Raw genomic sequence first — 22,591 nt, 5'->3', positions numbered from 1 at the left:
GTATGAATCCAATAGGCCCACGCGACTGCCCAACCTTTGTTATTTACGCGAGCGTGCCCGGAGGCTGTACAAGCCAGAGTGGTACCGGACAATTGCCGTTTTATGCCATTTTTCCATCTTTCGAAGCAACGACTTTAAAAACCGTTAGTTTGAGTTGTGGCTTTCCCAATCAATTGTTCCCATCAGACCCAGTTGCTGCAATGAGTTCCAACCGGTGTATCGCTTGGACTCTGGCGCCCACATGACCGGGCGATCCGTGATGCCGTCATAGTAGTCTGCAAACTGTTCGGGATCATGAAAGTGTTGCCGGCGCTCTTTCTCGATCTTTGATTTTTCCACAACTTCGGGCAGGAATTTGGTGTGTAACAAAACACCAGATGGTGCCGTGCCGCCGGGCCCTCCGTAACTGGCGTTCAGATGTCGTGGCAATGCGGAATGGCATGAATTCACATAGGCGTAGCGCCGCGACCACCGGACCAACGGGATTTTGTTAAGCGTCGGGGATCGGCGTGGGGCGTCGGCAAAGAACATACGCTCGCGCGCGCCGCCCTGCACCCAAAGGTTGCCGAGCGGGCTTTGCCGTTGTGTCCGGTAGGGCGCGGCATCAAACCAACTCACCACCTCGGTCGGGTCGGTTTCAGGATCGTAGCCTTGTTCCCCCAACGGGCCTTTGGGATAAAGATCCAGCATCAGCGCGCCAAACTCTACACGTCCCTGATCATCTAACCATTTCGTCAGGTCCGGTAGGGGCCGGGTGTCATGATCGGGGTAAATCAACAACTCATCCGCATCGACCATCAGAGTCCAGTGGTGGTGCCCATAGCGCATTTGCAACCAAGTCAGCCAATCCAACCCATAGCGCGACGTGCGATAGCTGTCCCGGGTCTGCCACAGTGACACGTCCGGCTGTTCCTTGAGAAAGGGCGCCGAGCCATCGTCGCTGTCGTTGTCGACGATCAGAAAGTGATCAACCCCCAATGCGCGATAATGGCGCAGGAACCAGGGCAGGCGGGTGATTTCATTGCGCAGCGTGGTGAAGGCCAGGATACCACCGGGTTTAATGTTCGCCGTGCGGTCGCTCAGACTGGACAATAGATGGCGGCTGCGAAAGGACCGCCACAACAACCGCCGTCGTTTTAGCCGCAACTTGTACATTTGCACCCATGAGATGGGCGGAAGCGTATCTTCCCCTGTACCAGTCACAATAAGCTCATTTTTCGTAATGGCCGTTCTGATGCCAGCGCCATGCATCGGCAATCATCGTCTCTAACGAGGACCTTTTGGGCGACCAGCCAAGTTCCTCGCCAGCGCGCACAGAACCAGAAACCAACTTTGTGCAATCCCCAGCCCGGCGCGGTCCAATCGAATAGGGCACGTCGCGGTTGGTGACGGCGTTGGAGTGGCTGATCACCTCCATCACCGAGAAACCAGAGCCGGTGCCCAGGTTGAAGACGCGGCTGTCTTTGCCTTGTTCCAACCAGTTCAATCCCAAAACGTGGGCATCGACCAGATCGCAAACATGCACATAATCGCGGATGCAGGTGCCGTCTGGTGTTTCGTAGTCCGTCCCAAAAACAGTCAGCCCGTCGCGCTTGCCGTCGATGGCGTCCAGCATCAGCGGCACAAGGTGGGTTTCCGGGCGGTGGAACTCGCCCACCTCGCCATCGGGATCGGCACCGGCCACGTTGAAATACCGAAAGATCACGTGGTTCAGCCCGTGCGCGGCCTTGAAATCGCGCAGGATATCTTCGATGGCACGTTTTGAGGCGCCGTATGCGTTCAGCGGCAGTTGCGGCGTGTCTTCGTCCAGCACCACATTGTCATGCTCGCCATAGGTGGCGCAGGTGGACGAGAATACAAAGTTCTCACATCCGGCGGCCACCGTGGCTTCGATCAAATTCAGCGAACCGGTCACGTTATTGGACCAGTATTTGCCGGGCTCGGACATGGCCTCACCCACTTGGCTGAGGGCAGCAAAGTGCATTATGGCCACGGGTTCGTATTTGGCGAACACCTCATCCAGTCGAGCACGATCCAGCAGATCGCCCTGTTCGAACGGACCAAACTTCACCGCGTCCTGCCAGCCGGTAACGAGATTGTCGAAGGTCACAGGCGTGTAACCGGCTTGAGAAAGCGCCTTACAGGCATGAGATCCAATGTACCCGGCACCGCCAGTGACAAGAATATTTTTCATGATCGTTCCAAATTGCGGTGCCACGCCCGGTTAGACGCCGTCTTGCAAGGGGTTAAGGTGAAAATGGGTCAATCCAACCCCATAGCGGCCATCATCTCTTCGAGTTTCGGCACATCTTGTGGGTTGTTCAATTCCCAGAATTGGCGGCCCTTCGCCTCCACCTCAACGCACAGAACCTTGCGACCATTTTCCATGAAGCGCAGCTGTTCCAGCCCTTCCAATTGCTCCAAAGGTCCCACTGGCCAGGTTGGATAGGCTGACAGCGCATCGGGGCGATAGGCGTAGACGCCGACATGGTGAAACACCGGTGTCGGTTCGGGGCCAGCAAAAGTTTCGGCAGTAAAAGGCACGACTTCTTTCGAGAAATACATTGCGCTGTGATCGGTGGCAAATACGGCTGTTGTGCCGCCGACCCGTCCGTTTTTTCGATCATTCAGCAGGCTGTTCAAAGCATCTCCGTCACAACGCAGAACTGGCGTTGCGACCCCGGCATCGGGCGCGGCGCGCAGACCGGCGATCAGGTCTTCGACAAACCAATGTGGTGTCAGTGGTGCATCCCCTTGCAGGTTCACCACGATCTCATAGCCCGCGCCCAGAGCAGTATGGGCCTCGGCGCAGCGCTCGGTGCCGTTACCGCAGGTCTCGGATGTCATTACCACCTCGGCCCCGAACCGCTCGGCCACGTCGCGGATTCGGTCGTCATCGGTGGCGACAACCACCTTGTCCACACCTGACACAGAACAGGCGGCGCGCCACGATCGTTCGATCAGGGTCATCGCGTTACCGCTTGCCCCGGTCAGCGGAACCAGCGGCTTGCCAGGGTAGCGGGTCGAGGCATAGCGGGCGGGGATGGCAATCAATACGGACATCAGGCCTCCTTCAGGTCAACGCCCGGAGCGTAGGCGATAAAGAACGGGTTTGCATAGCCGTCCTTGCCGTAGGTCAATGACGAGTGGTCATCGAAACGAACAACCTTGCCGCCCGCACCCGCCAAAACGGCGTGACCGGCGGCTGTGTCCCACTCCATCGTGCGCCCGACGCGGGGATAGAGGTCCGCTTCCCCTGTTGCGACCAGACAGAATTTCAGGGACGAGCCCGCGCTTTTGCTGTCCTTGACCTGATATTTGTTGATGTAATCTTCGGTCGCCTGATCGCGGTGTGATTTTGACGCGACGATCAAAAGTGCCGAATTGTTTGGTTCAGACACCGAAATCGGGGTTACGTCACCGGCCTGTGCCTTGTTCAGCGCGCCGGTTTCTTCAACCGATTGACCGTCTGCTTGCGTGTAGAACATGCGCCCCTTGGCCGGTGCATACACAACGCCCCGAGTTGGCACTCCGTTTTCGACCAATGCGATGTTCACCGTGAAATCACCGCGCCGGTTAATGAATTCTTTGGTGCCGTCCAGCGGATCGACGATCAGGAATGTGTCGCCTTTTTCGGAATGTGATGCGGCCTGTTCTTCGGTCACCAGCAGAATATCCGGGAACGCGGCGCGCAAGCCTGCCGATATCAGGGCATCGGCTGCCTCGTCCGCTTCGGTCACGGGGCTGGCGTCGGATTTGACTTTGACGTCGAAATCATCCGACTCGTAGATCTGCATGATCGTGTCCCCGGCTTCCAGCGCCAGACGTCTGATTACGGGAATAAGGGCGTCGTAGGTCACAAAAATGCTCCGTTGCTGTAGTTTGTTGATCGAAATCCTTGTGGGCCTTATGATGCGGCGGTTACGGAACGGCAAGAATTTCGTGGCAGTTTGCAGGCAGTTCAGCGGGAAAGAGTGTACTGAGTGTTTTATTTTAAGCGAAAACAGACGCTTTTGGGCAGCGCTTTCACGACCGCTGAGCTTATCTATCATGCGGTTGTGCACGGGATACGATCAAAACACGCGAATGCCGTGATCGCGATCATCATCAATATCGTGCAAATTCTCGCACTTGTGACCGTTTTTTATCTGATCTTGTCGATGTTGGGCACACGAGTGGCCAAGATCCGGGGTAACTTTATCCTGTTTCTCTTATCAGGTGTCTTTCTGTTCCTGACTCACATCAAAGCCGTCTCGACCGTCGCTGGCGTGGCTACAGGAAACAACCCGATGATGCTGCACTCTCCGATGAATATGATGGTCGCATTGTTGGCGACCGCCTTCGGATCGCTTTATACGCAATTGGTTTCGATCCTTGTGATCCTCTTCGCCTACAGCGTCATAATTGAGCCGCTGGAGATCCAAGAGCCCGGCGGCGCGTTCTATATGCTGATCCTGGCCTGGTTTACGGGATGTGCGGTGGGTGTTGTTTTCATGGCGCTCAAACCGTGGTTCCCCGGGACTTCTGATATTCTCAGAAACTTGTACCGACGCATGAACATGATTTTTTCGGGCAAAATGGTTGTAGGGAATGCGCTGGGTGGCTTCTTGCTGAGTTTCTTTGCCTGGAACCCGTTGTTTCACATAATTGACCAATGCCGTGGCTTTGTCTTTCGTAACTACTATCCGCGAAACTCCAGTTGGGAATACGCGCTTTGGGTTGGGCTGGCCTTGCTGACAATTGGATTGCTGGGGATTTTTTACACCCGCCAGCATGTGTCGGCCAGTTGGGGGGCGCGCCGCTAACTCGCCACCCGTAGGGTCAGGTTGATCCGCCCACCTTTGGGCAACAGCTTGGATGAACCGAAACGGATGCGGTCTACCCCGTGATAGGTCAGGCGGGCGGGGCCGCCCATAACCACGACGTCGCCGGAGTTCAGCCAGATCGACTCGGTCTTGCCGCCCCGGGTTTCGTTTCCGATGCGGAAAAGGGCATCGTCGCCCAGGGATATCGACAGGACAGGCCAGGAAAAATCGGCCTCGTCCTTGTCTTGATGCAGCCCCATGCGCGCACCTTCGCCGTAATAGTTGATCAGACAGCAATCCGGATCGCGTTGGGTGCTGGCAAGCTTGCGCCAGATGCCCAGTATCGTATCAGGAATGTCGGGCCACACCATTCCTTTAGGGTGCTGCGCCTGATATCGGTAGCCCCCTTTGTCAGTGACCCAACCAAACGCTCCGGCTGAGGTCATGCGCACCGACATTTCCTTGCCCGAGGGCGTAACCGGCCGGAACAGCGGCGCCGATTTCAGAATCGGGCGCAACGCCTCAATCAGTTGCGTTTGTGCCGCAACGTCCAGATAGGCTTTTCTGATGTCAAATCCGCGCAAGAGCAGCCGCGCCATTGAAGATTCCCCAATCCTTGCCAAAACCTTGTCAAAAAGGCCGCAGATTCCCGAAAACCTGCCTTTTACACCGCTTGCAGGCCTCTGATCTCGCCCTTATATACGCCGGGACGCGCGATGGTGTAGTGCTGTTGCGCAAACCAGATCGGGACCGGATGCCATAACGGGTCCGGACCTCGAGACATCGCCTTGAAGAGAAAGGGATTGAACATATGGGAAAAGTAATCGGTATTGACCTCGGCACCACCAACTCGTGTGTAGCCATCATGGACGGCTCTCAGCCAAAGGTCATTGAAAACGCAGAAGGGGCGCGGACCACGCCTTCGATCGTCGCCTTCACCGAAGATGAGCGTCTGGTCGGTCAGCCTGCAAAACGTCAGGCGGTCACCAACCCCGACAACACGATCTTTGGCGTCAAGCGTCTGATCGGTCGTCGTGTGGATGATGCAGAAGTCCAGAAGGACAAGAAAATGGTGCCGTACGCCATCGTGGATGGCGGCAACGGTGACGCGTGGGTGGAAGCCCGCGGTGAAAAATACTCTCCAAGCCAGATTTCGGCCTTCACTCTAGGCAAGATGAAGGAAACCGCCGAGAGCTATCTGGGTGAAGAAGTCACACAGGCGGTCATTACCGTTCCGGCATATTTCAACGACGCACAGCGTCAGGCCACCAAAGACGCAGGCAAAATCGCCGGTCTGGAAGTGCTGCGGATCATCAACGAACCGACAGCGGCTGCGCTGGCCTATGGTCTGGACAAAGAAGAAACCCAAACCATCGCGGTCTATGACCTTGGTGGTGGTACGTTCGACGTGACCATTCTGGAAATCGACGACGGACTGTTCGAGGTCAAATCGACCAACGGCGACACCTTCCTGGGTGGTGAAGACTTTGACATGCGCATCGTCAACTACCTGGCGGATGAGTTCAAAAAGGAACACGGTGTCGATCTGTCCAGCGACAAGATGGCCCTGCAGCGTCTGAAAGAAGCCGCGGAAAAAGCCAAGATCGAACTGTCCTCGACCTCGCAGACCGAGATCAACCAGCCGTTCATCTCGATGGGCGCCAACGGTCAGCCGCTGCACATGGTCATGAAACTGACCCGTGCCAAGCTGGAATCGCTGGTCGGCGATCTGATCAAGAAGTCGATGAAACCCTGTCAGGCCGCATTGAAAGATGCCGGTCTGTCGGCAGGCGACATTGATGAGGTTGTTCTGGTCGGTGGTATGACCCGCATGCCGAAGGTGATCGAAGAGGTCACCAAATTCTTTGGCAAAGAGCCCCACAAAGGCGTGAACCCGGACGAAGTTGTTGCCATGGGTGCCGCCATTCAGGCCGGCGTTCTGCAAGGCGACGTCAAAGACGTGGTTCTGCTGGACGTAACCCCGCTTTCGCTGGGTATCGAGACGTTGGGTGGCGTGTTCACTCGTCTTATCGACCGTAACACCACGATCCCGACGAAAAAGTCTCAGGTCTTCTCGACCGCCGAGGACAACCAGAACGCTGTGACCATCCGCTGTTTCCAGGGTGAGCGCGAAATGGCTGCGGATAACAAGATCCTGGGTCAGTTCAACCTTGAAGATATCCCGCCCGCACCGCGCGGCATGCCTCAGATCGAGGTGACTTTTGACATCGACGCCAACGGCATTGTCTCGGTTTCGGCCAAGGACAAAGGTACCGGCAAAGAGCAGAAGATCACCATCCAGGCATCGGGTGGTCTGTCGGACGAAGATATCGACAAGATGGTCAAGGACGCCGAAGAGAACGCCGAGGCGGACAAGGAACGCCGCGAGCTGATCGAGGCGAAGAACCAGGCGGAAAGCCTCATCCACTCGACCGAGAAGTCGATGGAAGAGCATGCCGACAAGGTCGACCCGACCACCATCGAAGCCATCGAGCTGGCGATTGTCGCGCTGAAGGACGAGCTGGAAACCGAGAATGCCGACAAGATCAAGTCAGGCATTCAGAACGTGACCGAAGCCGCCATGAAGCTGGGCGAAGCCATCTACAAGGCGCAGTCTGAAGAGACCGAGGATGAGCCAGCGGCGGCGGATGCCGCTCCGGCTGGTGAAGACGATATCGTCGATGCCGAATTCGAAGATCTTGACGACGAAAAGCGTAAGTAACGGGAAACCGGGCCAATTCGGGCCGGTCCGGTCACCGGGCCGGCCCGATTACGTTGCGGCAGAAGGAAATACTGATGTCAAAACGCGACTACTATGATGTGCTCGGCGTGTCCAAGGGCGCATCAGCGGACGAGATCAAGAAGGGCTTTCGCACGAAAGCCAAGGAATTGCATCCCGACCGCAACAAGGACAACCCGGATTCCGAGGCTCAGTTCAAAGAAGCGAACGAAGCTTACGACGTCTTGCGCGATGCCGAAAAAAAGGCCGCGTATGACCGTTTTGGTCATGCCGCGTTTGAAAACGGTATGGGCGGCGGTGGCCGTCCCGGCGGCGGATTTGGCGGACAGGGCGATTTCTCCAGTGCCTTCTCGGACGTGTTCGATGACCTGTTCGGCGATTTTATGGGTGGTCAGCGCGGTGCTACCGGGGGTGGTCGACGGGCCGCGCGCGGGTCAGACCTGCGTTACAACCTGCGTGTAAGCTTGGAAGAAGCATTCTCTGGCCTGCAAAAGACGATCAACGTGCCTGCTGCCGTGGCCTGCTCGGCCTGTGACGGCTCGGGTGCGGAAGGCGGGGTTGAGCCCACAACCTGCCCGACCTGTTCGGGCATGGGAAAAGTGCGGGCGCAACAGGGCTTTTTCACAGTTGAACGGTCGTGTCCGACTTGTTCGGGTCTGGGTCAAATTATCAAGAACCCCTGTAAATCATGCGGCGGCGCCGGGCGCGTCGAAAAAGAACGCGCGCTGTCGGTCAACATTCCAGCTGGTGTCGAAACCGGCACACGCATCCGTCTTGCGGGCGAAGGTGAGGCCGGGATGCGCGGTGGTCCTCCGGGCGACCTGTATATTTTTGTCGAAGTTTCGGACCACAAGCTGTTCGAGCGCGACAGCGTAAACCTGTATTGCCGCGTTCCGGTCAGCATGGCTAAGGCAGCGCTGGGCGGTTCGATCGAAGTGCCCACCATCGACGGTGGCCGTGGTCGCGTGCAAATTCCGGCTGGCAGTCAGTCAGGACGTCAGATGCGCTTGCGCAGCAAAGGCATGCCCGCCCTTCGCGGCGGTGGCGTTGGCGATATGTTCATCGAACTGGCCGTCGAAACCCCGGTCAATCTGACCAGCCGTCAAAAAGAGCTTCTGCGTGAGTTCGACGATCTGGGCGAAGATAACCATCCGGAATCAAAAAGCTTTTTCTCGTCAGTCAAGTCATTTTGGGACGGTATGAAGGGCTGAACCTGCACACCTGAACATCAAACAGAAGCCGGTCCGTTGAGGCCGGCTTTTGCATTTCATAAGTCCAGTTTGATCGTAATCTGCACCAAAATTGGCCCTTGATTCCCCCACCATCCCCTGAGAGTGTCGCCCCAACCGTTGGGGTGCCCTGTTTGGGGGCTGAGAGGCGTGAACGCGCTAACCCATCGAACCTGATCCGGGCAATACCGGCGTAGGGAACGGTCTTATAGTGCTTAGACGTTTTCCATGCCCGTTGCCCATTTTGAACTGGAGCAACGACATGGCACCCATTGCCTTAACAATCGCAGGATCTGACAGCGGCGGAGGGGCTGGAATTCAGGCTGACCTCAAGGCGATGTCCGCGCTTGGCGTTTACGGGGCCAGCGTGATTACCGCAGTGACGGCGCAGAATACTCGCGCAGTTACGGCGGTGCATGGCATCCCTCTGGACGTCATTGCAGCCCAGATCGAGGCTGTTCTGACCGACTTGGATGTTGGCGCGATCAAGATTGGAATGCTGGCGACCCCTCAGATCATCCAATGTGTCGCAGACAGTATCGCCGAATTTGATGGGCCGGTAGTTTTGGATCCGGTCATGATTGCGAAATCCGGCGATGCGTTGTTGGCAGAAGAGGCGGTGCAAACCCTGCGCGACGTATTGTTGCCACGCGCGACCGTGTTAACGCCAAACCTGCCCGAAGCAGCCTGCCTGCTGGGCTCTGAGTCTGCGGACAGCCTCGAACAGATGATCGCACAAGGGCAAGATCTGTGTGCACTTGGCGCTGGTGCGGTTCTGATGAAGGGCGGTCACGGCAAGGGTGACATCTGCCATGACATATTGATCTCACGTTCGGGCGTGATTGCTCAGTTTCAAGCGCCGCGCCGACAGACCCGCAACACCCACGGAACCGGCTGCACCCTGTCCTCATCCATAGCGGCCGGGTTGGCCAAGAGCCTTTCGCTAACCCAAGCCGTGGCGCAAGCACATGACTATCTGCAGGGCGCCATCGCTCAGGCCGATGCTTTAAACGTCGGGCAAGGTCACGGACCTGTTCATCACTTCCATCAGGTTTGGCCCGCGTGACCGTCTGGTCGATCATAGGGGCAGGTGTGGCCGGGTTGGCCGTCGCGTCCGAACTTGTCGCGCGCGGGGCCAAGGTTCAGGTGTTTGATCCCGGCGGTGGACCAGGGCCGCATGGCTGCTCCTGGTGGGCGGGCGGAATGTTGGCACCGTGGTGCGAGTATGAAAACGCGGAGGAACCTGTCCTGCGTCTGGGGCAATTGGCAATCGACTGGTGGGCCAAGCGAACTCAGGTCCACAGGCGCGGCACACTGGTTGTTGCTAACCCACGGGACCTGCCGGATCTGCGTCGTTTCGCCCGCAGAACTGAGGGGTTTTCCGAAGTTGATACTGGCGAAATCGCCGAATTAGAGCCTTATCTTCACGGTTTCGGAAAGGGTCTCTACTTTGATGCCGAGGCCTATTTGAACCCGCGTCAGGCCTTACTGGATCTGTCACACCAGCTTCAGGATCACGGTGTTGAATTACATCATGCGCGCGCTCCGACGGGATTGGACAACGCCATTGATTGCCGAGGTCTGCACGCGCGCGAGTATCTGCAGGACTTGCGCGGCGTGAAGGGTGAGATGCTGGTGATCCGGTGCCCAGACGTGACACTGACCCGGCCTATACGACTGCTTCATCCACGCGTGCCGCTGTATATCGTTCCACGCGGCGACGGCGTCTACATGCTGGGCGCAACAATGATCGAATCCGAGGACAGCAGCCGAATTACCGCACGCTCGATGCTTGAGTTGCTGAGCGCAGCCTACGCCCTGAACCCCGCCTTTGGAGAGGCTGAAGTGTTGGAAATCGGTGTCGATCTGCGCCCCGCTTTCCCCGACAACCTGCCGCGTATTCGGCGACTGGGACCGACAATCTACGCCAACGGCCTCTACCGCCACGGCTACCTGCTGGCCCCTGCACTGGCAAAGGGCGTGGCTGACCTGGCGTTGGACAACAAACATTCGGAGATGGTTGATGAAGATTGTACTTAATGGCGAAAAGCGCGAGGTGCAGGCCGAAACTCTTGCCGATCTTTTGCAGGAATGTGGGTTTTCGGGCCGGGTGGCGACGGCTGTGAACGAGGGTTTTGTGCCCTCAAGCCTGCGCAAAGCTCGCAATATCAAGGATGGCGATCGGATCGAAGTCGTCGCCCCGATGCAGGGGGGCTGAGCGATGAAGACCTTCTACGGCACATCACTGCCGAACCCGTTGATGCTGGGCACCGCGCAATATCCAAGCCCTGCAATCTTGGAACAGGCATTTCGGGACAGCGGGGCCGGGGTGGCCACCGTATCTTTGCGACGCGAAGCAGGCGCAGGACAAACCTTCTGGCAGATGGTCCGCGATCTGAGCGTTCTTGTCCTGCCCAACACAGCAGGTTGCCATACGGTGAAAGAGGCTGTGACCACCGCTCATATGGCGCGAGAGGTGTTTGACACCAAATGGATCAAGCTGGAACTGATCGGGCATACCGACAGCCTGCAGCCCGACGTGTTCCAATTGGTCGAGGCCGCGCGCATTCTGAGCGAAGACGGGTTCGAGGTGTTTCCGTACACCACGGACGACCTGATCGTGGGTGAGCGCCTTTTGGCGGCAGGGTGTGAAGTTCTGATGCCTTGGGGGGCCCCGATTGGTTCGGGCCGCGGTCTGAACAATGAATACGCCCTGCGCGCAATGCGCGCTGAGTTTCCCGAAATACCACTGGTGATTGACGCTGGTATCGGCCTGCCCAGCCACGCCGCACATGCGATGGAGCTTGGGTATGATGCCGTTCTGCTGAACACCGCGGTGGCACGGGCCGGCGATCCCGCCGCAATGGCCAAGGCGATGAAGCTGGCCATCGAGGCCGGGCGATTGGCCTATCAGGCCGACCCGATCGAAGCGCGCGATATGGCCGAACCCTCGACCCCTGTTATTGGAAAGGCGTTTTTGTCATGAACCTCGACCGGTTTTATCCAATCTTCAACCATTCCGACTGGCTGCGCCGGATGCTGCCCTTGGGCGTGAAACTGGTGCAGTTGCGGATCAAGGACCAAGCGGATGCGGTCGTGCGTGAACAGATCGCGGTTTCGCGGGATCTGTGCCGTGCGAATGGGGCTGTTCTGGTGGTGAATGACCATTGGCAGGTTGCCATCGACGCAGGCTGCGACTGGATTCATTTGGGACAAGAGGATCTGGATGACGCAGATCTGAAGGCGATCCGACGCGCAGGGCTGAAACTGGGTGTCTCGACCCATGACGATGACGAGCTTGAGCGTGTTCTGGCCATGAGCCCCGACTATGTTGCGCTTGGGCCGGTCTACCCAACGATCCTGAAAAAGATGAAATGGAAACAACAGGGCCTGCCGCGTGTCACTGAATGGAAAGCGCGCGTGGGGGAAGTCCCTTTGGTCGGTATTGGCGGGATGAGTGTCGAGCGCGTGCCGGGTGTGTTGCAGGCCGGGGCGGACATTGTCTCAGTCGTGACAGACATCACCTTGAATGCAGACCCAGAAGCCCGCGTACGTGCGTGGATCGAGGTCACCACATGAGCCGCTACGCCCGTCAGATGATCCTGCCGGAGGTCGGCGCGCGTGGACAGGCCCGCCTGTCCGGCGCGCGGGTTCTTGTGGTGGGGGCCGGGGGGCTGGCAGCACCGGTTTTGCCTCTGCTGGCTGGTGCAGGGGTCGGACATTTGACCATCATGGATTCCGATGAAGTGGCCCTGTCGAACCTCCATCGCCAGACCTTGTTTGCTGAAGGGGACTGTGGCCGCCCCAAAGCCGAAGTCGCGGCTGAGCGTTGTCAGGCCTTAAACTCTGAAATTACGATCTCCACGAAAAATCAGGCTCTAACTAACCTAAATTCGCAACGATTTGCCTCACAAGTCGATGTCATCCTCGATTGCGCAGACAGCTATGCGGCAAGCTATACGCTGTCGGATACGTGTCGCGCGCTTGGCAAACCGCTGATAAGCGCCTCGGTCCTAGGGTTGTCGGGTTATGTCGGCGGTTTCTGCGGCGGTGCCCCATCTTTGCGGGCGGTTTTTCCCGACGCGCCGGGCAGCGGTGAAAGCTGTGCCACCTCGGGAGTGTTGGGCCCGGTCGTCGGAATGATTGGCGCGATGCAAGCGCAAATGGCGCTGAGCGTTATTCTCGGGCTGGACCCTTCGCCACTCGGGCAGATGATTCAGTTCGATGCCCGCACGATGCGAAGCAGCACGTTTCGCTTTGACGATGCGCCCGAGCCCAGCCATCACTTCCCGTTTGTGTCGGCCTGCCAACTGACCACGGATGATCTGATCATCGAATTGCGCAGCCCGGATGAGGCGCCTGAGCCCATTCATCCCAAAGCGCTCCGCGGGTCCTCTGAATTGGTTATATCAGAGCCTAATAATGGAAAAAGGCTGGCACTGTGCTGCGCCACTGGTCTGCGTGCGTGGCGTACTGCCGAAAAATTGCAACCGGATTGGCCGGGCGAGATCGTTCTCGTCGCGGCCTCAACCTCGTGAACGAAAAGGATACGCGAGATATGAAAAAGCTGATGACAGCAATTGCCCTGCTGGCCGCCGCGCCAGCCTGGGCCGAAGACAAGATGACCGTTCTGCTGGACTGGTTCGTTAACCCCGACCACGGGCCCATCATCGTGGCGCAAGAGAATGGATACTTTGCCGACGAGGGGTTGGAGATTGAGATTGTGCCACCCGCCGACCCATCGGCCCCTCCGCGTCTGGTTGCCGCCGGTCAGGCTGATCTGGCGGTGTCCTACCAGCCGCAACTTCACCTGCAAATCCATGAGGGTTTGCCGCTGAAGCGCGTCGGCACCTTGGTCGCGACGCCGTTGAACTGCCTGCTGGTGCTACAGGACGGTCCGATCAAATCGCTCGCCGACCTCAAGGGCAAAAAAATCGGCTTCTCGGTCGCGGGTGTCGAAGAGGCGGTGCTGGGCGCCATGCTGAACGCCCATGATGTCGCGCTGGACGATATTGAGATGGTCAACGTCAACTTCTCGCTGTCGCCATCGCTGATGACCGGTCAGGTGGATGCGGTGATCGGGGCCTTCCGGAACTTTGAGCTGAACCAGATGGATATCGAAGGCGTCGCGGGCCGCTGTTTCTACATCGAGGAAGAAGGCGTACCGTCTTATGATGAGCTGATCTATGTCGCCAATCCCGACACGATGGATGCGGATAAGGTCGCCCGTTTCCTGGCTGCGACCGAAAAGGCGACCCAGTTCATCGTCAACAACCCCGAAAAAAGCTGGGAAATCTTCGCCGCCACCTCACCCGAATTGCAGGATGAGCTGAACGCGCGTGCATGGGTTGATACACTGCCCCGTTTCGCGCTGCGCCCGGCGGGTTTTGATGCGGGTCGCTATGCCCGTTTCGAAGCGTTCCTGAAAGACAGCGGCATGATCGACAGCATCAATCCAGTCAGCGACATTTCAGTAGATGTGACCGTGCAATGAGCGACTATGGCAAAGCATTCGCGCTGATGCGTGAGGCAGCGCAGGGGCCGTGGCAGGATTACACCTGCCACGCTTTTGTCGAAGGGATGAAGGACGGCTCGCTGCCGCGCGCGGCGTTTCTGCACTATTTGCGGCAAGACTATGTGTTCCTGATTCATTTCTCTCGCGCATGGGCACTGGCGGTTGTGAAGTCGGAAACGCATGAGGAAATGCTGGCAGCCTCGCGCACCGTGAACGGGTTGATCAGCGAAGAGATGAAGCTGCATATCGGGATCTGCGAGGTCGAAGGCATCTCACAGAACCAGCTTTTTGCGACGCCGGAGCGGGCCGAGAATCTCGCATATACGCGTTTCGTGCTTGAGGCTGGGTATAGCGGCGATCTGCTGGACCTGCTGGCGGCTTTGGTACCTTGTGTGATGGGCTATGGTGAGATTGGCACAAGACTAGCGGCTGAGGCGACGTCTGACACCTATCGCGATTGGATCGCCACCTATGCCAGCGATGACTACCAAGGTGCCTGCGTGGCGGTCGGGGAATTGCTGGATTCGGCTCTAACAAGGCGTATTGGCGAGGATTTCGAAGCATCCCCGCGTTGGACCCGGCTGTGCCACACCTTCCGTACCGCGACCGAGTTGGAGGTCAATTTCTGGCAAATGGGCCTGACCCCATGACCCTAGCCCCCGATCTAACCATCCGTGGTTCGGCCGCAATTGGCGACGCGTTATTGTTCGCGCCGTTGACCCTGACGCTAGCGGCCGGGCGGTGGACGTGTTTACTGGGTGGATCGGGGGTTGGCAAAACCACCATTCTGCGCCTGATTGCTAGCTTGGACACCGGCGCAGAGTTCACCGGTCAGATTACCGCCAGTGACGGGCAATCTGTGCGGGAGCGGGTAGCCTACATGGCACAGGACGATCTGCTGCTGCCTTGGGCCACCGTGGCGCAAAACGTCACGCTGGGCGCGCGGCTTCGCGGAGAAAAGCCGGACTTGACCCGTTGTGACCGACTGATCGAACGGATGCACCTGCAGGACCATATGGGCAAGAAGCCAGGCGAACTCTCTGGTGGCCAACGTCAACGCGTGGCTCTGGCCCGCACGTTGATGGAAGATCGGCCCATCGTTCTTTTGGATGAGCCGTTCTCGGCGCTGGACGCCCGCACCCGCGCGGATATGCAGGACCTTGCGGCCGAAGCGTTACAGGACCGGACCGTTCTGCTGGTCACCCATGATCCGGGCGAGGCTGCCCGGTTAGGTCAATCCATCGTGGTCATGACGCAGAATGGCATAACGCCTTGCCAGCCCCCACATGCACCGGCCCCGCGCAAGGTGGATGATCTGGAAACGCTGGAAACGCAAGGTGCGCTACTGCGGCTGTTGCGGGAGGCGGCGGCATGAAACTGCTGTCGGGCCTTGCCGCCACTCTGTTCGCGTTGGCAATCTGGCAGGCAATCGTCTCGGCAACCGGCCTTCCGAAATTCATCCTTCCGGGCCCCGCTTTGGTGGCTGAGACCTGGTGGCAAAACCGCTGGATCATTGCTGAACACACATGGGTCACGGCCGTTGAGGTCATAATCGGCCTGGCCTGTGGGACTGTATTGGGGGTCGTTACCGCGCTGCAATTGGCAAATTCCCATGCTGCGCGGGTGCTGGTGCAGCCGATGCTGGTTTTTACGCAGGCGCTCCCGGTCTTTGCTCTGGCTCCTTTGCTGACCCTTTGGTTGGGCTATGGGCTGTGGTCCAAGGTCGCGATGGCGGTGTTGATCATCTATTTCCCGATCACCTCATCCTTCTTCGACGGGTTGATGCGCACGCCGCCCGGATATCTTGATCTGGCGCGAACCATGCAGGCAAGTCGGCGCGCCGTGTTGTGGCACATCCGTATCCCCGCAGCTTTGCCCTCATTGGCTTCGGGCATGCGGCTGGCGGCCGTCTATGCCCCGATCGGAGCGGTGATCGGCGAATGGGTCGGGTCGTCGCAAGGATTGGGGTACCTAATGCTGCTAGCCAATGGGCGGGCCAAAACCGATTTGATGTTTGCGGCGATGCTGACGTTGGGGGTGTTTTCGATCCTGTTGCACATGGTTGTCCGACGGGCAACTGCAGGCATTGCGGGTGAGATGCGTTAACCATTCAGAAACCGATTCTGCGGCACGGTGGTCCAATGACTCAGGACGCCTTTGCCGAAGCCCCGATGCTGTTTGAAACCGACGAAGCCCCGGTGCAACCGCTGCCGTCTGGTCGCTTGCCGTCGTATATCAAAGATCACCGCAAACGATTGCGCGAACGGTTCATGTCTGGTGGGTCGGCGGCAATGCCGGATTACGAATTGTTGGAACTTGCCCTGTTCCGCTCAATCCCCCGGCAGGATGTCAAACCCCTGGCCCGTGCGCTGATGGATACGTTTGGCGACTTTAACCGCGTGCTGACCGCACCCGAAGAACGGCTGCGGCAAATCAAAGGCGTAGGCGATACGGTGATCACCGACCTGAAAATCCTTGAAGCGTGTGCCCATCGGATGACCCGCGCGCGGGTCATGCAACGGCACGTCGTATCAGGCTGGGACGCGCTGCTGGATTATTGCCATACGACGATGGCGCATCGCGAGACTGAGCAGTTTCGCGTGTTCTACCTTGACCGCAAGAACGTACTTATCGCGGATGAAGAACAGGCCAAAGGCACTGTCGACCACGTTCCCGTCTATCCGCGTGAGGTAGCCAAACGCGCGCTGGAGCTGAATGCCTCGGCGCTAATCTTGGTACACAATCACCCATCGGGCGATCCGACACCTTCGCAATCGGATATCGATATGACCAACCGAATTCAGGATGCCTGCGTCGCGCTGGGCCTGACGCTGCATGACCATCTGATTATTGGCAAATCGAATGAGTTGAGCTTTCGGTCCGAGGGCTATTTGTAAAGGTTACTGAACCCAGACCTCGACCCTACGATTGACTTTGCGACCCCAGTCCGTGTCATCACAGGCCATAGGCATCGCCTCGCCAAATGCGTCCACGGCGATCTCGACGCTATCCGGAATGGCTGTTTCTACCGCCGATAGCACCGCGTTGCGCACGGTTTTTGCCCGCAGCAATGCGATTCTGGCATTGGATGAGGCCGCGCCGTCACCATCACTGAAACCGACAAAGGTCAGTTTGCGCGCGTCGATGGCTCCGGTTTCAAGGGCATGGGCCAATTGCCGGATGTTTGAGCGTGACTGCGCATCGGGTCTTGAGGAACCTGCCTCGAACCGGAACGACAGCGACAGGCGCGATTGCGGGCGCAGCGTGTCGATCATGCGCTGCAACTCTTCCAACCCGACCTCGGCACCACCTGAAACCACTGCGTTGGCCAGACGATCCCCTTGCAACCCGATCCGCATGGTTTCGGGTTCTTGATCCACAAATCCGGCATCGCGGATCGCCATCTGTGCCTCGGCGCTTTGCGAATAGGCCAGGAATTGCCGTGCGATGCGGGGCAGGCGGATTTCCGGCAGATACAGGAACATCGGCGATGTCAGCGGATAGTCTTCGGTCTTGATGGATTGCCGCGTGGCGGTCAGCGCGTGACCGCAACCGCCGGTCAAAGGCAGGCCCCGGGCAGGCCCGACCTCGGCATGGCTGGCGATACCGATGGCAAAAGGGTCATCAGCAACAGCGCGAACCAGATCGCTGCTACGGGTGTGACGGACGATTCCCTCGGCCAGCGTGGATTGAGCGGGGGCCAGCAACCGATCCTCAACCCCTTGCGCCAAACCTGAACCGGCGTCTGGTAAGTGCAGGGAAACGGGCGCATCGGGTCCTCCTAATTCAGACCAGTTTTGGATCTCGCCGGAAAACACGCTCATCAGTTCTGCGGGCGAAATTTGCCGCGCCGGGTTTTCCCGGGCCACAATTGGGACCAGCGCGTCCAGCGCGATGACCCGGGAACGCCTTGCATCTGCCAGATCACCCAGACCAGCGGTCTGCGCAGCCTCCTGTTCCGATGGGCGAATTTCACGCAGTGCCATGACGATATCGGTCTCATCGGCGATCAGATCCGCAAAGCCGCTACCTGTGTTGTTGGGGGCGAAATAGAACCGTCCCAAAGGAGCATCGCGCCCGGTCTGGTGAAGCTCATAGGTGAATGCGCCCGAATCCAAACGCTGCGGCGTCGCCGACATCCCCTCTTGCTGGGCGAAACCAACGATCAGGGCCGGCAGTACCTTTTCCGCCATGACGGAGGAACCAGAGAACCGAACCTCGGCCACGAAATCCGTAAGGTTGGGGCAGGCGGGTCCTTCGCAGGTAACACCCGACCCATCCACTGTCAGCTCACCGAACTGCGTATCCACGCGATAGAACTCGCCATCAAAGCTCAGCAGGTTGCCTGTGACCTCGACCTTGCCGTCTTGCGAGGTCAGCGTGATATCCTGTGCGTGCACATATGACGCCAGAGTCACCGAAATCAGTGTGGCCACTGCCACACGAAAAAATGTCATAAGAAAGTCGAGCCTGCCTGCGGTTTAATTTGCCGCGATTGTCAGGTCTTGGAGCAGATTATTCAACACCAGAAAATCACCGGCCCGCGTGCAATCCGGCATGGGCAGCGTCAAATCGCGCGACCGCAGGCGGCGATCGCCACGCAGCTCGAGTGATTGAACGGCCAAATCCCGGCCGCAATTTGCCTCGGTCACTTCGGCCTCCACCGTCAGTTCGATCGAACCGGTCTGGCTGGTTTCGCCTGCAGGGAAGGAATAAATTTCGATATTCTGCGCGTCGCCGAACGCCTGTTGGCCCAGATGCACGACCTTACCCGCACCTTTCGCGTCAGGGTTCGACGATACATGTCCGGCGGTTCCATAGCTGGCCCCAAATTCCAGCGCATGGATCTGCAGGTCTGTCTCACCCTGCCATTGCAGTGCGATGCGGTTGTAGTTGGCCAGGTCGGGGATGTGAGTGGTGGCTACGGTCCCGGTCTGATCATCTACCGAGATCAGAAAGATCGCATATTCCGACAGGGCCGGGATCGTCAGATCCAAAGCGCCGTTTTTGTCCGTTCGTTGGGTAACTGTTAGTCCGCTGTGATGGATTTCGATCCGTTCATTGCCGTGGCAGGGGGCTTTGACGGTCAGGCGCGCCGCAGCGCCGGGGACGGATTTTGCGCGGGCACTGAGAGTGCAGCTTTTCTGATCAGAGGGGGTCGATCGGGCGGGTTGCAGGGCTCGCCGCGATGCCTTGATGTCGGTGGTTGCATCAGCGGCCGGAAGCGAGGAGGTCAGAACAATTCCTTCCAGCCCGGCAATCACCGAGGACTGATTGGCGGCAGCCACAGTTACAGGAGCCTGCGCGCCATCCGATTGCGCTGGCGATCCATTTTGCATCAGGTAACCAATGGCTAAGGCACAAGCGACGGTGCCGCCAGTGGTCACGTAATTCTTTATTACAAACAAAACACCCTCCCCAGTTGAAGGAGCGAGTCGCATCCTGAAGTTGAATCACGGCCAATATGTGGCCGTGAAACGGACTCAATGTGTTTTGATCAAGGTGACGTCAGGTCAGTCGGCCGTGGCAATGTTTGAATTTCTTGCCCGATCCACACGGGCAGAGATCGTTGCGCGACGGGTTCCCCCAAGTCGAGGAATCGTCTTCGACAAAGCCGGGGCGTGCATCGCCTGAAGCCTGAGCTTCGGCCAGTGCTTCGGCCTTATCGGTAGCTTGATCCACCGCCTGTTGTGCCTGTGCTTGCTGTGCCTGCATCTGTGCCAGCATCTCGCGCTGTTCCTCTTCGGTCAGCGGACGGACGCGCGACAATTGCTGAGTCACGGTTTCGCGCAGACTGTCGAGCATGGACTCAAACAACTGGAAGCTCTCGTTCTTGTATTCATTCAGCGGGTCGCGCTGGGCGTAACCGCGGAATCCAACGACCGAGCGCAGATGTTCCAGCGTCAGCAAGTGCTCACGCCATTTACTGTCGATCGTCTGCAGCAGAACCTGCTTTTCGATGTTGCGCATATTTTCAGGACCAAAGGCCGCTGCCTTTTGCGCCATCATCTCATCGGCAGCATTGACCAGACGCTCGCGCACCTGTTCATCATCGACGCCTTCCTCGGCGGCCCAGTCCTGTACGGGCGCATCGATGGTCAGCTTTTCCTTGATCGCCTCGTGCAGACCGTCGGTGTCCCACTGATCGGCATAGGTTTTTGGCGGCATGTGTTCGTCGATCAGATCGTCGATCACCTGTTCGCGCATGTCCGAGACGATCTCGGACAAGTCATCGGTAGACATGATCTCGCGCCGCTGGCTGAACACCACTTTACGCTGGTCGTTCATCACGTCGTCGAATTTCAGAACGTTTTTGCGCATGTCAAAGTTGCGACCTTCGACCTTGGACTGTGCGCGTTCCAGCGACTTGTTCACCCAAGGATGAACAATAGCCTCGCCTTCTTTCATGCCCAGCGTGGTCAGAACCTTGTCCAGCCGCTCTGATCCGAAGATGCGCATCAGGTCGTCTTCGAGGCTCAGGTAGAACACTGTGCGGCCCGGGTCACCCTGACGGCCCGAACGACCGCGCAGCTGGTTGTCGATCCGACGGCTTTCGTGACGTTCGGATGCCATGACATATAGACCACCGGCCGCCAGAACCTTTTCCTTTTCTTCGGCGTGGCGGGCCTCTTCCTTGGCTCGCAGCTCGGCAGGATCGGCCTCGGGGTTTTCGGCCAGCGCCTGCAGCACATTCATCTCGACATTGCCGCCCAGCTGAATGTCGGTGCCGCGGCCAGCCATGTTGGTGGCAATGGTCACCGCACCATACCGGCCGGCATCGGCCACGATCTGTGCCTCTTGCTCGTGCTGGCGGGCGTTCAGAACGTTATGTTCGATGCCTTCCTTTTGCAGCAGCTGGCTTAGCAGTTCGGATTTCTCGATCGAGGTTGTGCCCAAAAGAACCGGCTGGCCCTTTTCCTGCGCTTCTTTGGTCTCATTGATCATCGCGCCGTATTTCTCATCGGCAGTGCGATAAACCTGATCGTCTTCGTCAAGACGGGCAATCGGCCTGTTGGTCGGAACCTCGACCACGCCCAGACCGTAGATTTCGGCGAATTCTTCGGCCTCGGTCAGCGCGGTGCCGGTCATGCCGCCCAGCTTGTCATACAGGCGGAAGTAGTTCTGGAAGGTCACACTGGCCAGTGTCACGTTTTCAGGCTGAATCTGCACGCCTTCCTTGGCTTCGATGGCTTGATGCAGGCCTTCGGACAGGCGGCGACCTGGCATCATCCGGCCAGTGAATTCGTCGATCAGAATGACGTTGCCGTCACGGACGATATAGTCTTTGTCACGTGTAAACAGCTTGTGTGCGCGCAGACCCTGGTTGACGTGGTGAACGACTGTGGTGCTTTCCGGATCATACAAAGTATGGCCTTCCGGGATCAGACCGTTGGCGTTCAGCTGCTGTTCCAGGAATTCGTTTCCCTCATCCGTAAAGGTCACGTTCCGGGACTTTTCGTCCAACGAGAAATGGTCATCCTGCAGCGACGGGATCAGGGCGTCGATGGCGGTATACAGGTCCGAGCGGTCCTCGGACGGGCCCGAGATGATCAGCGGCGTCCGCGCCTCGTCGATCAGGATCGAGTCGACCTCGTCCACAATCGCGAAATTGTGGTACTTTTGGTAAATCTGATCCAGTTCCGCTTTCATATTATCGCGCAGATAATCAAAGCCCAACTCGTTGTTGGTGGCATAGGTGACGTCACAGGCGTAGGCGGCTTTTTTCTCGGCGTCCGGCTGACCAGACCAAATCACACCGGTGGTCATGCCAAGGGCACCAAACACCTTGCCCATCCATTCGGCGTCACGCTTGGCCAGGTACTCGTTTACCGTGACCACGTGCACGCCCTTGCCGGTCAGTGCGTTCAGATAGGCGGGGAAAGTGGCAACCAACGTCTTGCCCTCACCCGTTTTCATCTCCGAGATATTGCCCTGATGCAGGAACGCGCCGCCCATCAGCTGTACGTCAAAGGCGCGCAGACCCAGCGCGCGTCTGGCACCTTCGCGAACGTTGGCAAAGGCTTCGGGCAGCAGGTCGTCCAGCGCCTCACCATCAAGTGCGCGTTTACGCAGTTCGGCGGTCTTTTCGATCAGGCCCTCATCGGACAGTTTTTCGAACTCAGGTTCCAGCGCATTGATCTTTTCGACCAGCGGGCGGGTCGCCTTGATCTTGCGGTCGTTCGGTGTTCCGAACACCTTTTTGGCGAGCGTTCCGAGTCCCAGCATGTTCACTCCAGCGGATCTGTTCTTGTCTTGGTTGCGACAGGCTTGCCCACCTTGCTTGCAACCCATAGATACGGGG

The 22,591-nt window shown here is 58.2% G+C and carries 22 protein-coding genes and 1 riboswitch; of the genes, 14 read left to right on the top strand and 8 right to left on the bottom strand.

The genetic code is table 11. From position 1 onward, the window contains the following. Positions 1-144: 144 nt before the first annotated feature. The 4 genes from AC2FD9_RS08750 to cysQ all read right to left on the bottom strand — a co-directional run bounded on the left by AC2FD9_RS08750 (position 145) and on the right by cysQ (position 3,860). Positions 145-1,155 (bottom strand): glycosyltransferase family 2 protein, encoded by a 1,011-nt coding sequence (locus tag AC2FD9_RS08750; protein WP_496836470.1) that lies wholly within the window; start codon positions 1,153-1,155, stop codon positions 145-147. A gap of 55 nt (positions 1,156-1,210) precedes the next feature. Continuing rightward, positions 1,211-2,194 carry a UDP-glucose 4-epimerase GalE gene (gene galE, locus AC2FD9_RS08745; RefSeq protein WP_496836401.1) on the bottom strand — a complete coding sequence of 328 codons (984 nt, stop codon included), beginning with the start codon at positions 2,192-2,194 and terminating at the stop codon, positions 1,211-1,213. 68 nt (positions 2,195-2,262) lie between these two features. Then, positions 2,263-3,063 carry a 3-deoxy-manno-octulosonate cytidylyltransferase gene (locus AC2FD9_RS08740; RefSeq protein WP_472722525.1) on the bottom strand — a complete coding sequence of 267 codons (801 nt, stop codon included), beginning with the start codon at positions 3,061-3,063 and terminating at the stop codon, positions 2,263-2,265. Beyond that, complete coding sequence (gene cysQ / locus AC2FD9_RS08735) at positions 3,063-3,860, bottom strand: 3'(2'),5'-bisphosphate nucleotidase CysQ (RefSeq protein WP_282119769.1); 798 nt, start codon at positions 3,858-3,860, stop codon at positions 3,063-3,065. The genes AC2FD9_RS08740 and cysQ overlap by 1 nt, the downstream gene beginning before the upstream one ends. Before the next feature lie 123 nt (positions 3,861-3,983). Here cysQ and AC2FD9_RS08730 point away from each other — a divergent pair, with 123 nt between their 5' ends. Beyond that, on the top strand, positions 3,984-4,805 hold the full coding sequence (locus AC2FD9_RS08730; RefSeq protein WP_496736646.1) for an ABC transporter permease: 822 nt from the start codon (positions 3,984-3,986) through the stop codon (positions 4,803-4,805). Here AC2FD9_RS08730 and AC2FD9_RS08725 read toward each other — a convergent pair. After that, entirely contained in the window at positions 4,802-5,404 is a 603-nt protein-coding gene (locus tag AC2FD9_RS08725) for an alpha-ketoglutarate-dependent dioxygenase AlkB family protein (protein WP_282170612.1), read from the bottom strand. The genes AC2FD9_RS08730 and AC2FD9_RS08725 overlap by 4 nt on opposite strands. Positions 5,405-5,616: 212 nt before the next feature. Here AC2FD9_RS08725 and dnaK point away from each other — a divergent pair, with 212 nt between their 5' ends. From dnaK to radC, 13 genes are all read left to right on the top strand, one after another. Continuing rightward, a complete protein-coding gene (gene dnaK, locus AC2FD9_RS08720; RefSeq protein ID WP_058275103.1) occupies positions 5,617-7,527 on the top strand; it encodes a molecular chaperone DnaK in 1,911 nt (636 codons plus the stop codon). Between the two features lie 74 nt (positions 7,528-7,601). After that, positions 7,602-8,756 (top strand): molecular chaperone DnaJ, encoded by a 1,155-nt coding sequence (dnaJ, locus tag AC2FD9_RS08715; RefSeq protein WP_282119766.1) that lies wholly within the window; start codon positions 7,602-7,604, stop codon positions 8,754-8,756. Between the two features lie 129 nt (positions 8,757-8,885). Continuing rightward, positions 8,886-8,991, top strand: a riboswitch (TPP riboswitch). Between the two features lie 45 nt (positions 8,992-9,036). Continuing rightward, on the top strand, positions 9,037-9,840 hold the full coding sequence (gene thiD, locus AC2FD9_RS08710; RefSeq protein ID WP_496836398.1) for a bifunctional hydroxymethylpyrimidine kinase/phosphomethylpyrimidine kinase: 804 nt from the start codon (positions 9,037-9,039) through the stop codon (positions 9,838-9,840). Further along, on the top strand, positions 9,837-10,814 hold the full coding sequence (locus tag AC2FD9_RS08705) for an FAD-dependent oxidoreductase (protein ID WP_496836396.1): 978 nt from the start codon (positions 9,837-9,839) through the stop codon (positions 10,812-10,814). Before thiD ends, AC2FD9_RS08705 begins: the two co-directional genes overlap by 4 nt. Then, a complete protein-coding gene (gene thiS, locus AC2FD9_RS08700; RefSeq protein WP_282119763.1) occupies positions 10,798-10,992 on the top strand; it encodes a sulfur carrier protein ThiS in 195 nt (64 codons plus the stop codon). The genes AC2FD9_RS08705 and thiS overlap by 17 nt, the downstream gene beginning before the upstream one ends. 3 nt (positions 10,993-10,995) lie before the next feature. Further along, on the top strand, positions 10,996-11,760 hold the full coding sequence (locus AC2FD9_RS08695; protein ID WP_282170616.1) for a thiazole synthase: 765 nt from the start codon (positions 10,996-10,998) through the stop codon (positions 11,758-11,760). Beyond that, positions 11,757-12,353, top strand: a complete 597-nt coding sequence (locus AC2FD9_RS08690) for a thiamine phosphate synthase (protein WP_496836394.1) — start codon at positions 11,757-11,759, stop codon at positions 12,351-12,353. The genes AC2FD9_RS08695 and AC2FD9_RS08690 overlap by 4 nt, the downstream gene beginning before the upstream one ends. Continuing rightward, entirely contained in the window at positions 12,350-13,312 is a 963-nt protein-coding gene (locus AC2FD9_RS08685) for a HesA/MoeB/ThiF family protein (protein WP_496836392.1), read from the top strand. Before AC2FD9_RS08690 ends, AC2FD9_RS08685 begins: the two co-directional genes overlap by 4 nt. Before the next feature lie 20 nt (positions 13,313-13,332). Next, entirely contained in the window at positions 13,333-14,268 is a 936-nt protein-coding gene (locus AC2FD9_RS08680) for an ABC transporter substrate-binding protein (RefSeq protein ID WP_496836390.1), read from the top strand. Further along, positions 14,265-14,939, top strand: a complete 675-nt coding sequence (tenA, locus tag AC2FD9_RS08675; RefSeq protein WP_496836388.1) for a thiaminase II — start codon at positions 14,265-14,267, stop codon at positions 14,937-14,939. Before AC2FD9_RS08680 ends, tenA begins: the two co-directional genes overlap by 4 nt. Further along, the gene (locus tag AC2FD9_RS08670) at positions 14,936-15,664 is read left to right on the top strand and encodes an ABC transporter ATP-binding protein (protein ID WP_496836387.1); all 729 of its coding nucleotides are present in this window, start codon (positions 14,936-14,938) and stop codon (positions 15,662-15,664) included. Before tenA ends, AC2FD9_RS08670 begins: the two co-directional genes overlap by 4 nt. After that, entirely contained in the window at positions 15,661-16,395 is a 735-nt protein-coding gene (locus tag AC2FD9_RS08665; protein WP_496836386.1) for an ABC transporter permease, read from the top strand. Before AC2FD9_RS08670 ends, AC2FD9_RS08665 begins: the two co-directional genes overlap by 4 nt. A 35-nt stretch (positions 16,396-16,430) precedes the next feature. Continuing rightward, positions 16,431-17,186 carry a RadC family protein gene (radC, locus tag AC2FD9_RS08660; protein WP_282119755.1) on the top strand — a complete coding sequence of 252 codons (756 nt, stop codon included), beginning with the start codon at positions 16,431-16,433 and terminating at the stop codon, positions 17,184-17,186. Between the two features lie 3 nt (positions 17,187-17,189). Here radC and AC2FD9_RS08655 read toward each other — a convergent pair whose 3' ends face one another. From AC2FD9_RS08655 to secA, 3 genes are all read right to left on the bottom strand, one after another. After that, the gene (locus tag AC2FD9_RS08655) at positions 17,190-18,746 is read right to left on the bottom strand and encodes a phosphate ABC transporter substrate-binding/OmpA family protein (protein ID WP_058279222.1); all 1,557 of its coding nucleotides are present in this window, start codon (positions 18,744-18,746) and stop codon (positions 17,190-17,192) included. Positions 18,747-18,770: 24 nt separating this feature from the next. After that, entirely contained in the window at positions 18,771-19,697 is a 927-nt protein-coding gene (locus tag AC2FD9_RS08650; protein WP_109313770.1) for a hypothetical protein, read from the bottom strand. A gap of 100 nt (positions 19,698-19,797) precedes the next feature. After that, positions 19,798-22,515: a preprotein translocase subunit SecA gene (gene secA / locus AC2FD9_RS08645; RefSeq protein ID WP_108860649.1), complete on the bottom strand. Its 2,718-nt coding sequence runs from the start codon at positions 22,513-22,515 to the stop codon at positions 19,798-19,800. Positions 22,516-22,591 lie beyond the last annotated feature (76 nt).

Source organism: Ruegeria sp. YTSC230 (assembly GCF_059609665.1).
The sequence above is the reverse complement of the archived record's forward strand: the minus strand, read 5'-3'. Positions and strand labels throughout refer to the sequence as shown.

Excerpts from the sequence above, each read along its gene's own strand:
- AC2FD9_RS08750 (WP_496836470.1), bottom strand. The coding sequence starts at position 1,155 with ATGTACAAGTTGCGGCTAAAACGACGGCGGTTGTTGTGGCGGTCCTTT.
- galE (WP_496836401.1), bottom strand. The coding sequence starts at position 2,194 with ATGAAAAATATTCTTGTCACTGGCGGTGCCGGGTACATTGGATCTCAT.
- AC2FD9_RS08740 (WP_472722525.1), bottom strand. The coding sequence starts at position 3,063 with ATGTCCGTATTGATTGCCATCCCCGCCCGCTATGCCTCGACCCGCTAC.
- AC2FD9_RS08725 (WP_282170612.1), bottom strand. The coding sequence starts at position 5,404 with ATGGCGCGGCTGCTCTTGCGCGGATTTGACATCAGAAAAGCCTATCTG.
- dnaK (WP_058275103.1), top strand. The coding sequence starts at position 5,617 with ATGGGAAAAGTAATCGGTATTGACCTCGGCACCACCAACTCGTGTGTA.
- dnaJ (WP_282119766.1), top strand. The coding sequence starts at position 7,602 with ATGTCAAAACGCGACTACTATGATGTGCTCGGCGTGTCCAAGGGCGCA.
- thiD (WP_496836398.1), top strand. The coding sequence starts at position 9,037 with ATGGCACCCATTGCCTTAACAATCGCAGGATCTGACAGCGGCGGAGGG.
- thiS (WP_282119763.1), top strand. The coding sequence starts at position 10,798 with ATGAAGATTGTACTTAATGGCGAAAAGCGCGAGGTGCAGGCCGAAACT.
- AC2FD9_RS08695 (WP_282170616.1), top strand. The coding sequence starts at position 10,996 with ATGAAGACCTTCTACGGCACATCACTGCCGAACCCGTTGATGCTGGGC.
- AC2FD9_RS08690 (WP_496836394.1), top strand. The coding sequence starts at position 11,757 with ATGAACCTCGACCGGTTTTATCCAATCTTCAACCATTCCGACTGGCTG.
- AC2FD9_RS08685 (WP_496836392.1), top strand. The coding sequence starts at position 12,350 with ATGAGCCGCTACGCCCGTCAGATGATCCTGCCGGAGGTCGGCGCGCGT.
- AC2FD9_RS08680 (WP_496836390.1), top strand. The coding sequence starts at position 13,333 with ATGAAAAAGCTGATGACAGCAATTGCCCTGCTGGCCGCCGCGCCAGCC.
- tenA (WP_496836388.1), top strand. The coding sequence starts at position 14,265 with ATGAGCGACTATGGCAAAGCATTCGCGCTGATGCGTGAGGCAGCGCAG.
- AC2FD9_RS08670 (WP_496836387.1), top strand. The coding sequence starts at position 14,936 with ATGACCCTAGCCCCCGATCTAACCATCCGTGGTTCGGCCGCAATTGGC.
- AC2FD9_RS08665 (WP_496836386.1), top strand. The coding sequence starts at position 15,661 with ATGAAACTGCTGTCGGGCCTTGCCGCCACTCTGTTCGCGTTGGCAATC.
- radC (WP_282119755.1), top strand. The coding sequence starts at position 16,431 with ATGACTCAGGACGCCTTTGCCGAAGCCCCGATGCTGTTTGAAACCGAC.
- AC2FD9_RS08655 (WP_058279222.1), bottom strand. The coding sequence starts at position 18,746 with ATGACATTTTTTCGTGTGGCAGTGGCCACACTGATTTCGGTGACTCTG.
- secA (WP_108860649.1), bottom strand. The coding sequence starts at position 22,515 with ATGCTGGGACTCGGAACGCTCGCCAAAAAGGTGTTCGGAACACCGAAC.